The organism is Idiomarina solivarensis (assembly GCF_033052755.1).
Classification (GTDB): Bacteria; Pseudomonadota; Gammaproteobacteria; order Enterobacterales; family Alteromonadaceae; genus Idiomarina.
In genome coordinates this window covers 65,236-82,021 of the sequence record NZ_JAVFHZ010000002.1, presented here as the reverse complement: position 1 = coordinate 82,021, position 16,786 = coordinate 65,236, and the positions used below count along the sequence as shown (strand labels likewise).

16 protein-coding genes are annotated in these 16,786 nt (G+C 46.3%); 1 reads left to right on the top strand and 15 read right to left on the bottom strand.

From position 1 onward, the window contains the following. Positions 1–14 precede the first annotated feature (14 nt). From RBK99_RS04405 to RBK99_RS04385, 5 genes are all read right to left on the bottom strand, one after another. Complete coding sequence (locus RBK99_RS04405) at positions 15–791, bottom strand: amidohydrolase family protein (RefSeq protein WP_317503433.1); 777 nt, start codon at positions 789–791, stop codon at positions 15–17. Between the two features lie 25 nt (positions 792–816). Then, the gene (gene rpoD, locus RBK99_RS04400) at positions 817–2,646 is read right to left on the bottom strand and encodes an RNA polymerase sigma factor RpoD (protein WP_317503432.1); all 1,830 of its coding nucleotides are present in this window, start codon (positions 2,644–2,646) and stop codon (positions 817–819) included. Between the two features lie 102 nt (positions 2,647–2,748). Further along, positions 2,749–4,494: a DNA primase gene (gene dnaG, locus RBK99_RS04395; protein WP_317503431.1), complete on the bottom strand. Its 1,746-nt coding sequence runs from the start codon at positions 4,492–4,494 to the stop codon at positions 2,749–2,751. Between the two features lie 125 nt (positions 4,495–4,619). Then, positions 4,620–4,835, bottom strand: a complete 216-nt coding sequence (gene rpsU, locus RBK99_RS04390) for a 30S ribosomal protein S21 (RefSeq protein ID WP_126782326.1) — start codon at positions 4,833–4,835, stop codon at positions 4,620–4,622. A gap of 56 nt (positions 4,836–4,891) precedes the next feature. Next, positions 4,892–5,650: a PilZ domain-containing protein gene (locus tag RBK99_RS04385; protein WP_317503430.1), complete on the bottom strand. Its 759-nt coding sequence runs from the start codon at positions 5,648–5,650 to the stop codon at positions 4,892–4,894. Between the two features lie 203 nt (positions 5,651–5,853). Between RBK99_RS04385 and RBK99_RS04380 the strand changes: the two genes are divergently transcribed. Beyond that, positions 5,854–7,191 (top strand): protein kinase domain-containing protein, encoded by a 1,338-nt coding sequence (locus RBK99_RS04380; protein WP_317503429.1) that lies wholly within the window; start codon positions 5,854–5,856, stop codon positions 7,189–7,191. Here RBK99_RS04380 and tgt read toward each other — a convergent pair. From tgt to RBK99_RS04330, 10 genes are all read right to left on the bottom strand, one after another. After that, a complete protein-coding gene (gene tgt, locus RBK99_RS04375; protein WP_317503698.1) occupies positions 7,167–8,282 on the bottom strand; it encodes a tRNA guanosine(34) transglycosylase Tgt in 1,116 nt (371 codons plus the stop codon). The genes RBK99_RS04380 and tgt overlap by 25 nt on opposite strands. 31 nt (positions 8,283–8,313) lie before the next feature. Beyond that, entirely contained in the window at positions 8,314–9,369 is a 1,056-nt protein-coding gene (queA, locus tag RBK99_RS04370; RefSeq protein ID WP_317503428.1) for a tRNA preQ1(34) S-adenosylmethionine ribosyltransferase-isomerase QueA, read from the bottom strand. A 94-nt stretch (positions 9,370–9,463) separates the two neighbouring features. Then, a complete protein-coding gene (locus RBK99_RS04365; RefSeq protein WP_317503427.1) occupies positions 9,464–10,354 on the bottom strand; it encodes a hypothetical protein in 891 nt (296 codons plus the stop codon). Next, on the bottom strand, positions 10,351–10,878 hold the full coding sequence (locus RBK99_RS04360) for a hypothetical protein (RefSeq protein WP_317503426.1): 528 nt from the start codon (positions 10,876–10,878) through the stop codon (positions 10,351–10,353). Before RBK99_RS04360 ends, RBK99_RS04365 begins: the two co-directional genes overlap by 4 nt. Next, a complete protein-coding gene (locus tag RBK99_RS04355) occupies positions 10,856–11,422 on the bottom strand; it encodes an RNA polymerase sigma factor (protein ID WP_317503425.1) in 567 nt (188 codons plus the stop codon). The genes RBK99_RS04360 and RBK99_RS04355 overlap by 23 nt, the downstream gene beginning before the upstream one ends. A gap of 128 nt (positions 11,423–11,550) precedes the next feature. Beyond that, a complete protein-coding gene (locus tag RBK99_RS04350) occupies positions 11,551–12,822 on the bottom strand; it encodes an inorganic phosphate transporter (protein WP_317503424.1) in 1,272 nt (423 codons plus the stop codon). Between the two features lie 14 nt (positions 12,823–12,836). Further along, entirely contained in the window at positions 12,837–13,517 is a 681-nt protein-coding gene (locus RBK99_RS04345) for a TIGR00153 family protein (RefSeq protein WP_317503423.1), read from the bottom strand. A gap of 165 nt (positions 13,518–13,682) precedes the next feature. Next, complete coding sequence (locus RBK99_RS04340; protein ID WP_317503422.1) at positions 13,683–14,468, bottom strand: DUF481 domain-containing protein; 786 nt, start codon at positions 14,466–14,468, stop codon at positions 13,683–13,685. A 38-nt stretch (positions 14,469–14,506) separates the two neighbouring features. Then, the gene (fba, locus tag RBK99_RS04335) at positions 14,507–15,571 is read right to left on the bottom strand and encodes a class II fructose-bisphosphate aldolase (RefSeq protein ID WP_317503421.1); all 1,065 of its coding nucleotides are present in this window, start codon (positions 15,569–15,571) and stop codon (positions 14,507–14,509) included. Positions 15,572–15,601: 30 nt separating this feature from the next. Then, the gene (locus RBK99_RS04330; protein ID WP_317503420.1) at positions 15,602–16,783 is read right to left on the bottom strand and encodes a phosphoglycerate kinase; all 1,182 of its coding nucleotides are present in this window, start codon (positions 16,781–16,783) and stop codon (positions 15,602–15,604) included. Between the last annotated feature and the right edge of the window lie 3 nt (positions 16,784–16,786).

Here is a 16,786-nt window from a genome sequence, read left to right as displayed (position 1 = left end):
CTCACTCTCTTTTATTAAGGTAGTTTGTAAAAATCACGGGCATTTTGATAAAACACCTTATCAACCGCTTCTTCGTCATCCAGAGCATTCACTATCGTGGCGATGTCCGATGGCTCAAATGAACGGTTACTGCGGGTGCCTGGTAAGTCGGTGCCAAACATCAAAGCATCAGGATTGGTTTTGTTCAGTGTCTGGACAGCATCGGCCACATTCACTTCAGTACGACCAAAACCGCTGGCCTTAATTTTGACTCCGCCTTCTGCCAAACGACGAACCTGAGATAATCCAGACTTCGCCATACCTAAGTGATCAACACTGAGCTTCGGTAGCTGAAGTAAGGTAGGAACCATGTCGTCCAGTTCGCGGCTATCGACATAAATTTCCAAATGCCAACCAGCGAGATCCCAAATGCGCTTACCAAACTCAACAATGCCTTCGATATCGCGGTGAACACCTCGTTTTAAGTTAACACGCACACCACGAATACCATGCTCGTTCAGTTGCTGAATTTTTTCATCGCTAACAGAGCCTGGTAACTGTGTGACACCCACGAAGTTACCACCCAAGTTTTCCAATGCAGCTTTTAAATAGCGCTGCTCAAAGCCCTGGAATGAACCTGAAACAATGACACCGCCTTCTATAGGGAGGCCTCGCACCAAGTTACGATAATCATCAATATAAAAAGGCTCAGGGATGTGACCTTGGTTTTCAATTAGCGGAAACTCGTCATCATAAATATGCAAATGAGAGTCAATAATACGTTTCGGCCAATTGTCACGGTTGTTACCCATGCTGCCTCCTGTTTCTGAAAATATCTTACTCATCCAAGAATGATTTAAGCTGCTCAGAGCGGCTTGGATGGCGAAGCTTTCTTAATGCTTTGGCTTCAATTTGACGAATTCGTTCACGAGTCACATCAAATTGCTTGCCTACCTCTTCTAAAGTATGGTCGGTATTCATATCAATACCAAAGCGCATACGCAATACTTTTGCTTCACGTGCGGTTAACCCACCAAGAACATCACGCACTGAATTCCGCAGGCTTTCGGACGTTGCCGAGTCAATTGGCAAATCCAGAGTTCCATCTTCAATAAAGTCACCCAAATGTGAATCTTCATCATCACCAATGGGTGTTTCCATTGAAATAGGTTCTTTAGCTATTTTCAATACCTTACGGATTTTATCTTCCGGCATCATCATACGCTCAGCCAGCTCTTCTGGGAGCGGCTCACGGCCCATCTCCTGGAGCATCTGGCGCGATATACGATTAAGCTTATTAATCGTCTCTATCATGTGAACCGGAATACGAATGGTACGAGCCTGGTCGGCAATTGAACGGGTGATAGCCTGGCGGATCCACCACGTGGCGTAAGTTGAGAACTTATAGCCCCGACGGTATTCAAATTTATCCACGGCTTTCATTAAGCCAATGTTACCTTCCTGAATGAGATCCAGAAATTGTAAGCCACGGTTAGTGTACTTTTTAGCAATAGAGATAACCAAGCGTAGGTTGGCTTCTACCATTTCTTTTTTCGCACGACGTGCCTTGGCTTCGCCAATAGACATACGACGGTTAATTTCTTTTACTTTGCCGATGGTTAAACCGGTTTCTTTCTCTACATCAACCAGTTTGTTGACACAGCGTTCAATTTCGCCCCGAACTTCTTTCAACGTATCAGCGTAGCCCGCACCTGAATCAATCTCTTTATCTACCCAGGCCATGCTGTTTTCATTGCTGGAGAATGCTTTCATGAAGTTGCGTTTAGGCATTTCGCCCTGTTCAACGCTTATCTTCATAATAATACGTTCCTGAACTCGAACACGCTGCATCATGCCACGCATGTCTTTAACCAGACGGTCAAATTGCTTCGGAACTAAACGGAACTGTTTGAATAGCTCACTGAGTTTGTCGATTTCTACACGCGCATCGGCGCCATCGCGACCATGTTTAGCAATAGCCTGACGAGTCACTTCGTACTGTTCGCGAAGCGCATTAAATTTACTGCGGGCGAATTCCGGATCGATGCCTGTATCGGTTTCCTCTTCATCTTCCTCGTCATCGTCGCCTTCTTTTTCCAACTCTTCAGTTGGTAATTCAGAGCCAACGTTAGTCGCCGCCACAGGAGCTTCGTCTACTTCGTCAGGATCGATGAATCCGGAAATAATGTCGGTTAAACGCAGTTCTTCAGCTTCGTAGGAGTCCCATTGTTCAAGCAGGAAGTTGATGGCTTCAGGGTACTCAGCGACGGAACACTGAACCTGGTTAATGCCTTCTTCAATACGCTTGGCAATGTCAATTTCGCCTTCACGGGTCAGTAGTTCAACCGTACCCATTTCGCGCATGTACATACGCACGGGGTCAGTTGTACGCCCAATTTCACCGTCAACAGAGGCTAGCGCCTGAGCGGCCTCTTCAGCGGCGTCTTCGTCAGCAGCACTTTCTGCCATCATCAAGTCATCGGCATCAGGCGCGCTTTCAAACACGCGAATCCCCATGTCGTTGATCATGCGAATAATGTCTTCAACCTGATCGGAATCAACAATTTCCTGCGGTAAATGGTCATTGACCTCAGCAAATGTCAAAAACCCTTGTTCTTTGCCTTTCGCAATAAGGACCTTAAGTTGCGATTGCCGATTCTGCTGCATACAGACGTTCCACCTGTGACTGTGAATGTAGAGTATCCAAAATGACCGAATAGTATATCAGAATACTGATTTTTAAGCTAGCGTAAGGCGCACGAGGATGTACTATCTTGCCTTACTCAAGTATTGAATCAGCGTCTGATATTCCTGACGCTCAACTCGGGTTAAAGCACCCTCCTGCTCTTTCTTTAAAAGCGCATTCGCTCGCTGCTCAAAATATTGGTCAATAAGGTAAATAAATATATCGTTAAATTCTTGCTCGACATTGTCTTCGTCGAGCTGATGTTGCCATAACGCCAGTTTCTGCAGCGGTTGGTAATACTCGGTATCACGCCACCCCTCAAGCACTTGCGCTGTCGTCATGTGTCTTTCTGAGCACTGTTTATGCAGTGCTATCAATAAATCGATACCGTTAACCCTTAGCTCGCGTAACTCTTCTCGTACCGGAATCGTTTGTGCTAACTGTGGGTATTGAACTAACAAAGCAATCGCTTTGCGTAACGGTGTCATTTTCACGCTTTCTTTCGGCCTTGAATGACGCTGCGGTTTTTCGAAATTTCTTTCCAGTTGCGAGGTTTCCCGACGCAGTTTTTCAGCCAAGCGCTGCATTAATGTGTCACGATAGTAGTCACTGGCTACTTTCTCAATTAATGGTTTGGCAATATTCAATAATTGCGACCGACCAGCGTCAGTACTTACGTCAATATCGGCCTGAAGGTGCTCAAAGAAATACTCAGTGAATGGCGTTGCCTTCTTCAACTGGTGTTCAAAAGCCTCTGCACCGTGTTCGCGTACCACCGAATCAGGGTCTTCACCTTCGGGTAAAAACAAAAATGCCATATCCAGACCATCCCGCAACAACGGCAACGCATTTTCTAATGCTCGCCAGGCCGCATCCCGACCGGCGCGATCACCGTCATAACAGCAAACAATTCTGCTACTAGTACGAAATAACCTCTGTAATTGTTCACTGGTGGTTGCGGTACCCAGAGATGCTACTGCGTAATGGATACCAGCCTGAGAAAGCGCCACCACGTCCATATAGCCTTCGACAATACAAACCTGCTCAGGCTTACGCACCGCTTGCTGCATGTGCCAATAACCGTAAAGCTCGCTACCTTTATGAAATAGCCTAGTTTCCGGAGAGTTCAAATACTTAGGACCATCACCGTCAATAATGCGCCCACCGAAACCAACAACCCGACCACGTCGATCATGAATAGGAAACATTACCCGGTCACGAAAAAAGTCGTAGTGCCGCCCTTTCTCATTCCGGTTAATAAGCTTCAATTCAAGCAATTGCTGGCGATGTTGAGCGGAACCACCAAAGGTAGTTAGCAGGCTATCCCAAGCATCCGGCGCGTAGCCAATTTGAAAGCGCTTTACGGTTTCTCCGCTTAACCCCCGGCCTTTTAAATAGTCTATAACGCGCTTAGAGTTTTCATGATGCTTTAATTGGTGCTGGAAAAAACGAGCCGTTTTATTCATTAGCTCAGCATCGTCTTGCACTTGTTGTTGCTTTTTCTGCGCCAGCTGGGGGTTCTCTGGCTGTTCCCTCGGAACTTCAACGCCCATGATCCCAGCTAACTCTTCCACCGCATCAGGAAAATTTAAGCCATCAAATTCCATTAAAAAGTCTACGGCGTTACCGTGCTGCCCACAGCCAAAACAATGATAAAACTGTTTATCCTGACTCACGGTGAAAGAAGGTGTTTTTTCATTATGAAACGGGCAGCAAGCCTGATGGTTTTTACCGGCCTTTTTCAACGGCACACGGCTATCAACTATCTCGACAATGTCTGCTCGTTCAAGCAAATCATGAATAAAACTTTTGGGGATCAAGCCTGCCATATTGTCTCAATATCGGGGTTGCGAAAACAAAAAGTAGCAGAAACACGAAAGCCGCGACAATTCAGTCACGGCTTTCAGCACTTTACGGAAAAGTGAACACTCAAATTGTCGTAGTAATTAGTGTCTTAGTAAAGACGAGTACGACGAGCGTTATCACGAGCCAGTTTCTTGGCGTGACGCTTTACCGCAGCAGCTTTTTTGCGCTTACGCTCTGAAGTCGGCTTTTCATAGTGCTCGCGACGACGGACTTCAGACAGAACACCTGCTTTTTCACAAGAGCGCTTAAAGCGACGCAAAGCTACGTCAAACGGCTCGTTTTCTTTCACTTTAACGACTGGCATTAAAAAATCACCTCGGGTAAATTATCTGTTTCGGTTAAAAATTAACCACTACGGGTTCAATTGGTGCTGAATTGTACCGACTCAGATTCGCCTTGTAAAGTGTTATCCGATGCTTCCCATCCGGGATCATTATCACCAAGCAATTCGCGGACTGGCGTAGATTCCAGTAGTAACTTACTGACAAGGTCCTGCAAATTATTTGGTTTTTCTTTGTAAGCAAGCCCAAACTGCCAGAGTTGCGGGCCTACAGAGTTTACACTTCGAATTAACAGTTCGGGGAACGTAAGCGTACCGTCACCGGTATTTACTTTCACCTCCGCCAGCACATCGTCGCTTTGGTCAGCGCTAACAGGAGACGTACCACGATAATTAAAAGCAATGCCCTTATCTGATATATCAACGACTGTTCCGGGCAAAGGGTCTCCAAGTTTATCATTAAGCTGTAATTGCAGTTTGGCTTCACAATTAATTGCAATTCTGGGTGATGACCGTAACACCTGAACATCCGCCTCTCTGGGATAGCTGACAAACAAGAGTTTCCTCGGGTATTGGGTCATATGAAGAATGTCGACGACACCGGTTAACTGCTCTCCTGCCTGAGAGATCGTTTTCAGACCAATCGTTTTATCCGCAACTAACAACGGCAAAATATCTTGCCAACAGTATTGTCTGGAAAGCTGCAAAATAAGGTAGTCAGGGTGCTGCTGGCCAACCAGGGTCATATTTAGGCGCTTGTAACTGCCATTGTATTTAATTTGGACTTCGACGGACTGCCTGAATCCACTGTTTGCTAAAACATCACTGTTTCCCTGCATCAGTGCTAACCCCTGCTTTATTATTTTTTTATGAAACTCATCATAGCTTAAATTTGCTGCATTTTAAGCTATAGAGGAATTATTTTCCCATGATGTCAATTGACGTCACTTTATGTGTAGCCGATCAGCATCTACGCTAAACCTGTTGTTTGAGAGTTGTGGTCGTTAGACTGGATTTGAGCTTAACCAGTAAGGATACGAATTTGGCTGAAGCACATCCGGACACAAATTTTCCTTACCCAATACCAGCACGTTACCAATGCGTTAAATTGTTGGGGCACGGCGGCAGTGGGCTCGTTTATAAGGCCTATGACCAACGTTTAAGACGTCATGTCGCGATAAAGTTTGCACGTTCACCCTCTATTGTCAGTCGTCATCGACTCGTCAACGAAGCCCGTTTGCTATCGGCCGTGGATCACCCCGCACTTTGTCGAGTATTTGATATTGGTGAACCTGAAACCCCCTCGTCTTCATTATTCATGGTGCTCGAGTATATTGATGGTAAACCACTGAATAAGGTGCGTAGCGCTATTTCAGTTTACGAAACAGTGGCGATGGTAAAATCACTTGTGGATGGTGTGTGTCGTATGCACGAGGCTGGCTATGCGCACAGCGATATCACTCCGCAAAATATTATGGTTCGCTCTTTAGGAACCAGTAAAAAAGAACAAAGTAAGAGAGCAGTGTTAGTGGATCTCAGCATTTCAGCACCGAGTTCCCCGGCCAGTATTCAACGAGATATCTACCAGCTTAGCGCATTGCTTCTGTCTTTATTAACCGACATGAAGCCGGAGCAGTTTTACCATCATCCAATCATATCCAGACCAGGGCTTCCTATAGAGTTAAGCCGCATTATCAAACGAGCGCTGTCGCTGGATCCTAATTCTCGTTTTCATGAGTGTCAGGAGTTTCAAAAAGAACTCGAACATTGGCTTAATCGTTATCGGCTGAAGAAACGCCTTTTTTGGTTTACGGCGGCCAATGCGGCCGTGCTGGTTGTTCCCTTTATATTGTTTCTTACACTGCATGACACCGCGCCCAGACACTTTCTGGAGGACTATTCCAGTAAGCAGGATCAGTACGCGCATGCAGTCGTCTTCGCTCACTATTCGCAATACCTTGCCAACCAGGGCGATAGACAACGGGCTACGGAACAGGCCGAGCTTTCACTCGATCACTTTGACCACGCTATTGCGAATAATCCGGATGCACTTAGGTACCATGAAGAACGGACCCGCTTTATTCTGACATCTGGGCAAATTTTTAGTCACACCCAAATCACGACAATGCTATTGAATGCAATTAATGAATTAGGGGATCCCGCGCAGTTTGAAGAGAAACCAGCAGCGCATTATTTGCTCGCAAAAATGTACTTGGCACTTGCTAAGCTCAATAACGAGCATCCCCACTTAGTTGAACGATGGAAAGACTCGGCACTGCGTTCGGTAAAGGCCGCCATTCAGAATAAACCAAATGCCGACCGCTACCAGAAATTACAGAACGAAATAAGCCAGTATCAATCCAGTGCCGGAACAGACTGATCTCGTTGCTGATAAAATTCTTTCACGAAGTCATCGAAAGTCCCAGCATCTAGGGCGTCGCGCATATCACTCATTACTTTTTGGTAAAAGCGTAAATTATGAATGGTATTGAGCCGTGAACCCAACATCTCGTTGGTACGATCCAAGTGATGTAAATACGCGCGTGAATAATTTTTACAGGTATAACAATCACAATTGTCATCTAACGGCGAGGTATCGGTGCGATGAACGGCATTGCGGATTTTCACCACGCCGGTGCTAATAAACAAATGGCCGTTACGAGCATTACGAGTGGGCATGACACAATCGAACATATCAATACCACGACGCACGGCTTCCACTAAATCTTCCGGCTTGCCCACTCCCATTAAATAACGAGGCTTTTGCTCGGGCATCTGCGGTGCGGTATGCTCCAGAATCCGCATCATGTCTTCTTTCGGTTCACCAACAGACAAGCCACCAATGGCGTAACCGTCAAACTCAATATCTTTCAAACCTTTTAAGGAGATATCCCGAAGCTCTTCGTACATTCCACCCTGGATAATTCCAAACAATGCTGCTGAGTTATCGCCATGCTCTTGTTTAGAGCGCTCCGCCCAACGCAGTGACAGCTCCATTGAACTACGGGCCTCAGCTTGAGTGGCTGGAAAGGGCGTACATTCGTCAAAAATCATGACAATATCGGAGCCTAGATCTCGCTGAACCTGCATCGATTTTTCCGGCGTCAGCAGAATTTTCTCACCATTAATGGGCGATCGAAAAGTAACACCTTCTTCGGTAATTTTACGAAGCTCGCCAAGGCTGAACACCTGAAAACCACCTGAATCGGTGAGAATAGGCTTGTCCCAGTTCATAAAGTCATGCAGATCGCCGTGCTGTTTAATAATTTGCGTACCGGGCCGCAGCATTAAATGAAATGTGTTGCCCAGGCAGATTTGGGCGCCAGTGTCTTTGACTTCTTCTGGCGTCATGCCCTTTATCGTGCCCAAAGTACCCACGGGCATAAAGGCCGGAGTTTCTACGGTTCCTCGCTCAAACACCATTCGACCGCGACGTGCTCGACCACTGGTTTTATCAAGTTCAAATTTCATTGTCATAAGTATTCACTTCAGTGTATTAAGTTTAACGCTGTAACAGCATGGCATCGCCGTAGCTAAAGAAACGATAGCGCTCTTTAATGGCTTCATTATAAGCACTCATTATCAAATCACGGCCAGCGAATGCCGATACCAACATAATGAGCGTCGATTCCGGTAAATGAAAGTTGGTTATCAAGCTATCAACCACTTTAAATTCATAGCCGGGGAAGATAAAAATATCGGTGTCATCGAAAAAGGGTTCAATATCACCGCTGCTTGACGCCTGCGCTGCAGATTCCAGCGAACGAACTGACGTAGTTCCGACAGCAACAACTCGCCCGCCGGTGGCTTTTGTTTGCTTAATAGCATCGCAGGTTTCAGCACTGACCTTGGCGTATTCGCTGTGCATAACGTGGTCGTTAATATCTTCCACTCGCACGGGCTGAAACGTGCCGGCTCCCACGTGCAAAGTCACATAAGCAAACTTTACCCCTTTATCGCGTAGCTGTTGCAGAATCTCATCGTCAAAGTGCAGCCCGGCCGTGGGTGCGGCAACTGCACCAGGTTCCCGGTTATAAACTGTTTGGTAGCGCTCTTTGTCGGAATGCTCGTCCGGGCGATCAATATAAGGAGGCAACGGCATATGACCATACTGCTCTAATAATTCGAGTACGGTCTCATTGTGCTCAAACTTCAGCTCAAAGAGTGCATCATGACGACCCAACATGGTGACGTTAACCTGGCCTTCTAATAGCAACTGAGCCCCCGCTTTGGGCGCTCGATTGGCACGAACATGTGCCAACACGCGGTGCTCATCCAGCAAGCGTTCAACCAGAACTTCCACTTTACCGCCGGAGATTTTCTCGCCCAGTAAACGGGCAGGAATCACCCGAGTATCATTAAACACCAACAAATCGCCAGCGTTTATCTCATCAACAATGTTTTCGAAATGCTTATGTTCAATGCTGTTTTCACTCGAATTGACAGACAATAGCCGGCTTGCACTGCGCTGCTCCTGGGGATAGCGGGCAATAAGCTCATCAGGTAGTTCAAATGAAAAGTCACTGACTTTTAAAGAAGAATGATTGGTATCTGACATATCCGTGCTGCAATTGCGAGATGTAATAAAGCGCGGATTTTACTGGAAAGTAGGCAGCCTGTCACTGTTGCAGGCTGCCAAACTGCTTTTACTATCAGAAGCGATAACGACTGGCCGATTCAATAAGGGACTGTGCATTACCTTCGGTTACGCACTGGATCAATTCAGATTTATCAAAAACATACAACTGATCCTGAGACTCTCCTTGCTTCGACGGATAAAAGTCTCTCAAGATAACATTCACTTTTTCATTCTCTGGTAACGATTTGAGCGTTACTCCATATGTACATAGGGTATTTGCGAGAGTGGTTTCAAATCGCTTCAATAAACTTTCACGTGTCGCTACTCGTTTTTCTTCAAGTTCACGCCGCTTTTCTTTTAACTTCAATTTTAAGCTTGACGCTTGTTGTTGCAGCGCTTTCTGTTCTTCCCGCAAATTGGATAGCTCCATTTCCAGCTGCTTTTTCTCTTTCTCAATTCCCGTTTGACGAGATTCGTCGGCCGTACGTAATTCAAACTCCAGGTCTCGCAACTCACGTTCTTTGTCGCGAATTTCCCAAGCGGTATCCCTTGCGCTTTCAGCCATCTCGACCCACTCATTTGAGTACTCACCGTTGAGTTGACCTAAGACTCTGTGAGCACTGCGCAATCCTTGCTCAATAATTGCATCCAAATCCATGCGCTCAGCAAACTCATTCATTTCGCCTACGTCTGGTGGCATTGGTGGCTCGGGCATATTCGGTACAACAAAGCGCCACGGCATACGTCCCGAGTCAGCAAACAGAACAACCCCCTGCCCTTTAAGATAGCTGTATTCAAACCGCGATATGGGTAGCTCTCCTTTTTCACTTTCTTGTTCAACCGACGTTTCGAGAATTTCAGCCAGAATATTCATCTGCTTTTCCAGCGAATCATATTCATTCGCTAAAACACTACTACTCATTAGCGTGCCAGCGACACTTAACGCTACTATCCACTTTTTCATTGTTTTTTCTCCGTTAATGGCGGCCACACAGAGGACTGTAACTGCCGTAACTGTGTCGCATAAAAATCATAATCTTCTTCCCGGGCTTCGTTCATATATTCAACCAACTGAGAATAATTCTGTTGACGCTCTTTTCGGTTAGTCGCCAAAATATAAGTCGCTAATTGTGTCGTCGAAGCCGAAAGCTGTTTTCTAAAATCCTCGCGCAATTCTCTACCATGCATTGCAAAGGCTGTTTCTTGCTCTTCCTTAAAAACCGACATTTCTTTAGCCACAAGCGTTTCAACCCGCTGATCTATAGAGGCTTCCAATTCCGCCTTATAAAATTGCACTGTCACGACTGTTATTGCCAGAAAAGAGAACGCTAACGATATGAACCCTATGGGGCGTTGCCAAAATGCCAAGGGCTCTTTTCTGTAAGTCATGGTTTGCGCTCTATCCCAGGGCGGGACTTCGGACTCTATGTAACTCTCACTTACTTCCGAAATCCGCTGTTCAAACTCATGCTGATTTTGATGACTCATGAGCTTCCTCCAAATACTGTTTTAGTTTATCGACCGATACATACAGACGAGATTTCACGGTATTAACCGATATTCTTTGCTGTTCCGCTATTTGCGGCAGCGTCAAATGCTGAAAGAACTTTGCATCAACAACCGCTTTTTGCTCTATTGAAAGTAACTGCATTGCCTGCAGGAGTCTTCGAACGTTCTCTCCTTGCGTATAAAAGCGTTCTGGGTGGGACCAGTCTCCTTCGTCCACTTCATCGTGGCTTTCCACTTGCCACTGTTCTTCAAGTTTCCGACGTCGATAAAATTCAACACACCGATGATGAGCAATAGTCATTAACCATGCTTTAAAATGTTCTTCCTCACGCCAGTTTGCTAAACTTTTAAAAACACTAGTAAAGGTGTCTTGCAGTAAATCCAATGCATCGGCCTGACTCGGAAGCATGCGCAACCCGTAATGATAAACCAGCTTCTCATAGCGCTGAACTAACCATAGCCAGGCTCGCTGATCGCCACCTAACGCCTTTCTTATTTGTTTCTTTTCTGACGGTTTGAACACAAGACTTTGTTTCCGTGGTTTTATTACTAAGTCGATAATGGAAGGAAAAAAGTTTGAAGGAAACTAAATTTTTTGAATAGCATAAAAAAGCCCCGCTGACGGCGGGGCTCTATAGTAGATGGCGTTTGTTACGCGACGCCGAAGATTGCTTTCAAAATATAGAAGAAAACAATCGACATGATTGCGCCCGCTGGCAGCGTTACTACCCACGAAATAACAATGTTACGGACAACACCAAGGTTCAAGGCGGCAATACCGCGTGCCATACCAACACCTAACACCGCACCTACCAGCGTTTGGGTGGTTGATATTGGTAACCCGGTACCCGAAGCAAGAACTACGGTCGACGCCGCTGCGAGCTCAGCAGCAAAGCCGCGACTCGGGGTTAAATGCGTAATGCCGTTACCAATGGTCGCAATAACACGCTTGCCTAGCATAGCCAAGCCAGCCACAATGCCGATACCACCTAAAGGCAATACCCACCAAGCCAACTGCGCTTTACTGCTAATATCACCACCACTGGTCACTACACTTACAACGGCAGCAAGTGGCCCAATGGCGTTAGCCACATCGTTTGAACCATGAGCAAATGCCATAGCACAGGCGGTTACCACCATAAGCACAGCAAACACTTTTTCAACATTGGTGTAATGCATGTCTTTGTCATCTGACGGATTAAACTTCAGACGGCTGATAGCCAACTTACCAATAAAGAAAACCAGTGCCGCTATACCCAGAGCCCAAACAATCCCTTCCAGGCCGCCAAGATCCAAGCCGACGTGCTTAAGTCCTTTTTTGATCGTTACCAACGACAGTACAAAACCCGCCAGCCCCATATAATAAGGTACGTAGCGTTGCGCCATTTTCAGCGGATTGGTTCGATCAAATATCAGTTTTTGTGCACTCATAAATATGAGATAAGCAATAAAGCCTGATATGGCAGGGGTAACCACCCAGCTTCCAACAACACCCCCGACTTTCGCCCACTGAACTGATTCCATGCTGACACCAACAGCAGAGAAACCGACAATGGCACCAATAATCGAGTGCGTGGTTGATACAGGCCACCCGAGGTAGGAAGCGATTAATAGCCAAAACCCAGCCGCTAATAGCGCCGAGATCATGCCAAAAACGAGCAGTTCAGGCTGGTCGACAAAGTAAGCAGAGTCGATAATACCTTTGCGAATGGTTGAGGTAACCTCGCCGCCCGCTAAATAGGCACCGGCGAACTCAAAGATCATTGCAATGATAATCGCCTGCTTTATTGTCAAAGCCTTAGAGCCGACAGACGTTCCCATAGCATTGGCGACATCATTTGCACCAATACCCCACGCCATGAAGAAACCAAAGGCCGCTGCCATCGCAATAAGCAGAAAGCTGTAGCTAGAAATAATATCCATGAATCAGACTCCGCTTAGACGCGTGCTAGCATTAATTCGAAACGTGCACCCACTCGCTCGGCTAAATCAGCTAAGTCGCCAACCCAGTCCAAAATGCGGTACAAGAACATCGCATCGACTGGGTTCATATCCAGTTCAATTTTGCGTAGATCCTGGCGTAACTGAATTTGAAGCTTGTCGGTATCAGCTTCAATCGCGTCAAGTTCGGCAATGAAGTTGTCGACAAGATCGCGCTCGCGCCCTTTAAAGCCGGTTTCTAGCAAATCATCAAATTCACCAATGGTTTCGCGAGCTTTATCGGTAGCATCCAGACAGCGACTTAAATACGCATCAAAATCTTTTACCAAGGTTTCAGGAATAGGCAGTTCGCGACCAGTAACCAGACCGGAGATGTCTTTGGCTTTATTCGCAATTTTGTCCTGTTGAGAAACCAGCTCGAGCAAGTCAGCTCGCTCTACAGGCATAAATAAACCGCTGGGAAGGTTAAGGCGGATTTTGCGCTTCATATCATCCGCATTCGATTCGTGCTTCACGATGGTTGCGCGAGCGACTTCTGCGCTTTGCCAGTCCTTTGAATAAACCGCTTTAAAGAAATCTTTAAGCGCATAAGCGCAGCGGTGCACTTCGTCCATGTGCTCAATCATCGGTTTTATAGGGGATTTTGCAAACACCCCAAGAAATGAGTTCACTGACATAACAATATCCGATTTTTTCAGCCAATCTTAGCTGCCGCGAATGTTAGCGAAATATAAAGATAAAGGGAACCGTAAGATTTGATTAATTATTCAATATTGTTCGGCTTTCTCGCAATAAAAAAGCCGTGGCAATGCCACGGCTTTCAAGTGCAAAAGGTTAGCACCTTAAAAAGAGTAAACCAAGGTTACTGCTGTTTCTGTATCAAGCTTTTCAATACTCTCATCAGCAACATGTGAGTTATGAGTGGCTCCAATAGAAAACTTCATCGCCAACGAACTGTTAATGTTTGACGAAACGGACAGTTCACCTTTGCTCTTGGTATTGTCTTCCCCTAATTCTGAGGACAATAGCGCACTAAACTGTGAGTTTTCAGAAATCTTCCAACTCAAGTTGCCCGCGACACGGAGAATCATCTGTCCTTCGGCATCAACTGGCGGTTCACCTTCAATTTGAACCGGTTTTGTACGCGAATAACCCGGACCAATTTCATAGTCTGCATAGACATTTTCATCGTAACGGTACCGAGCACCGTAACCGGTTGCCACGGTTGCCTGATAGGCAAAACCGCTGAATTCATCTTCTTCATAAGAACCGAAAACAAACAGTGATGAGCGACTGTCCGGAGCAAACTTATAGTTACTCTGCGCCGAGATAAACATACGATCTGCCGTCTCAATAGATTCGCCTGTTTCCTGGTTCTCCTGCTCAGACGTATAATAATCGAAAACGCCTTTATGCCGCCAGTTCTCAATGTCCCGAGAGACATTCAGCTTGCCTTTTAAAGTCTCAGTTTCTGTATTGCCTGAAGTATAAAGCAAACCAAACTCAGCACTTGCCTGCCACTCCTCAACGGTTTTTGTATCCATGTCATCAGCGTCGTCAAACATGAACGTTTGCGCACTTGCTGCAACGGGTAAAAATAAACTCGCGAATAATAAAGAAAATCGCACACTAACCTCGTATTTATCTCTGTAATAAACGTTCTGTATTACTTAATAATGGCGTCTAATTCGCCATTTTCATAGCGCTGGAACATTGATTCTAAGTTAATTGGCTTAATTTTACTTGCCATACCGGCACAGCCAAACGCTTCGTAGCGCGCACGACAAATATCTTCCATCGCCTGAGTTGCCGCGGTAAAGAATTTACGCGGATCAAAGTTTGACGGATTCTCCGCCAAATGGCGACGAATAGCCCCCGTGGAAGCCAAACGTAAATCGGTGTCGATATTGACCTTACGAACACCATGTTTAATACCTTCCTGGATTTGCTCAACCGGTACACCATAGGTTTCCGGAATCTCGCCACCAAACTCATTGATAATTTTTAACCATTCCTGAGGTACAGATGATGAACCATGCATCACCAAGTGTGTACCCGGAATGCGACGATGAATCTCTTTAATGCGATCAATGGCCAAAATATCGCCAGTGGGTGGACGGGTGAACTTATAAGCACCATGAGAGGTACCGCAGGCAATGGCCAACGCGTCAACATTAGTCGCCTTAACAAATTCGGCCGCTTCTTCAGGGTCAGTCAGTAGCTGTTCATGCGACAGTTTGCCTTCCGCTCCAACGCCGTCTTCTTCGCCTGCTTCACCGGTTTCAAGAGAACCCAGGCAGCCCAGTTCGCCTTCAACGGATACACCACAGGCGTGTGCCATTTCAACAGTTTGCTTGGTCACTTTAACGTTATAGTCATAGTCAGCAGGTGTTTTTCCGTCTTCCAGCAACGAGCCGTCCATCATTACGGAACTAAAGCCCAGCTGAATAGAACGTTGGCAAACGGCAGGCGATGTACCGTGATCCTGATGCACAACCACAGGAATGTGTGGCCACTCTTCTACTGCGGCCTGAATTAGGTGACGCAGAAAAGGTGCGCCAGCGTATTTACGGGCGCCAGCGGAGGCCTGCACAATAACCGGGCTGTCCGTTGCGTCAGCAGCCTGCATAATTGCACGCATCTGCTCAAGGTTGTTGACGTTAAACGCCGGTACGCCGTAGTCGTTTTCTGCGGCATGATCTAATAACTGTCGTAATGACACCAGGGCCATAAAAAATACTCCTTAATTTAAAACTTGTGTTCAGGCGTCTTTAGCCCGCTCTTGTAAAATTGCAACGGCCGGTAATGTTTTACCTTCGAGGAATTCCAGAAAAGCCCCGCCACCTGTTGAAATATAACTTATCTTATCAGCGATACCGTATTGATCAATTGCAGCTAACGTGTCGCCACCGCCGGCAATTGAAAAGGCATCGCTTTTTGCAATCGCGTTGGCGATGGTTTTTGTGCCCTGTCCAAATTGCTCAAATTCAAAAACGCCGACGGGCCCGTTCCAGACAATGGTTCCGGCACCTTTCAAAATAGACGCTAATTGCTCAGCCGTTTCAGGGCCAATATCAAAAATCATGTCGTCATCAGCAACCGCGTTAACCGCTTTTGTCTCTGCCGTTGCTTCAGCGCTGAATTCCTTACCCGTCACTACATCCACCGGTAACGGAATATCACCACCTTCAGACTTTGCCTGAGCCATTAAGCGGGTCGCTTCGTCGGTTAAATCAGCTTCATACAGTGACTTACCAACATTGTGCCCTGCCGCTGCGACAAAGGTATTGGCGATTCCGCCCCCCACAATGAGTTGATCCACAACACCAGACAGTGACTCTAACACAGTCAGCTTAGTTGATACTTTCGAACCCCCGACAATAGCGACCAAAGGACGCTTAGGATTTTCCAGTGCTTTGCTTAACGCCTTAAGCTCTCCGGCAAGCAATGGGCCTGCACAAGCAATTGGTGCATATTTAGCCACACCATGGGTGGATGCCTGAGCACGGTGCGCAGTACCAAAGGCGTCCATCACATACACGTCACACAAGCTCGCTAATTTTTTAGCCAACTCGTCATCATTCTTCTTTTCACCAGTATTAAAGCGAACGTTTTCGAAAACTACCAGTTCTCCAGCACTCACTTCAACACCGTTCAGGTAGTCTTTACATAGGCGCACAGGGCAATCCAGCGCCTCTTGCAAATAATCTACCACCGGTTGCATGGAGAACTGCTCATCGTATTCACCTTCGGTCGGACGACCCAGGTGAGACATTACCATGACTTTAGCGCCGGCTTTCAATGCCTCTTGAATGCTCGGCATTGCTGCTTTTAAACGCGCATCGGAAGAGACTTTTCCATTTTTGATCGGAACGTTTAAATCTTCACGAATTAAAACTCGTTTATTACTTAAATCCAAATCAGTCATAGCAATGACAGACATGCG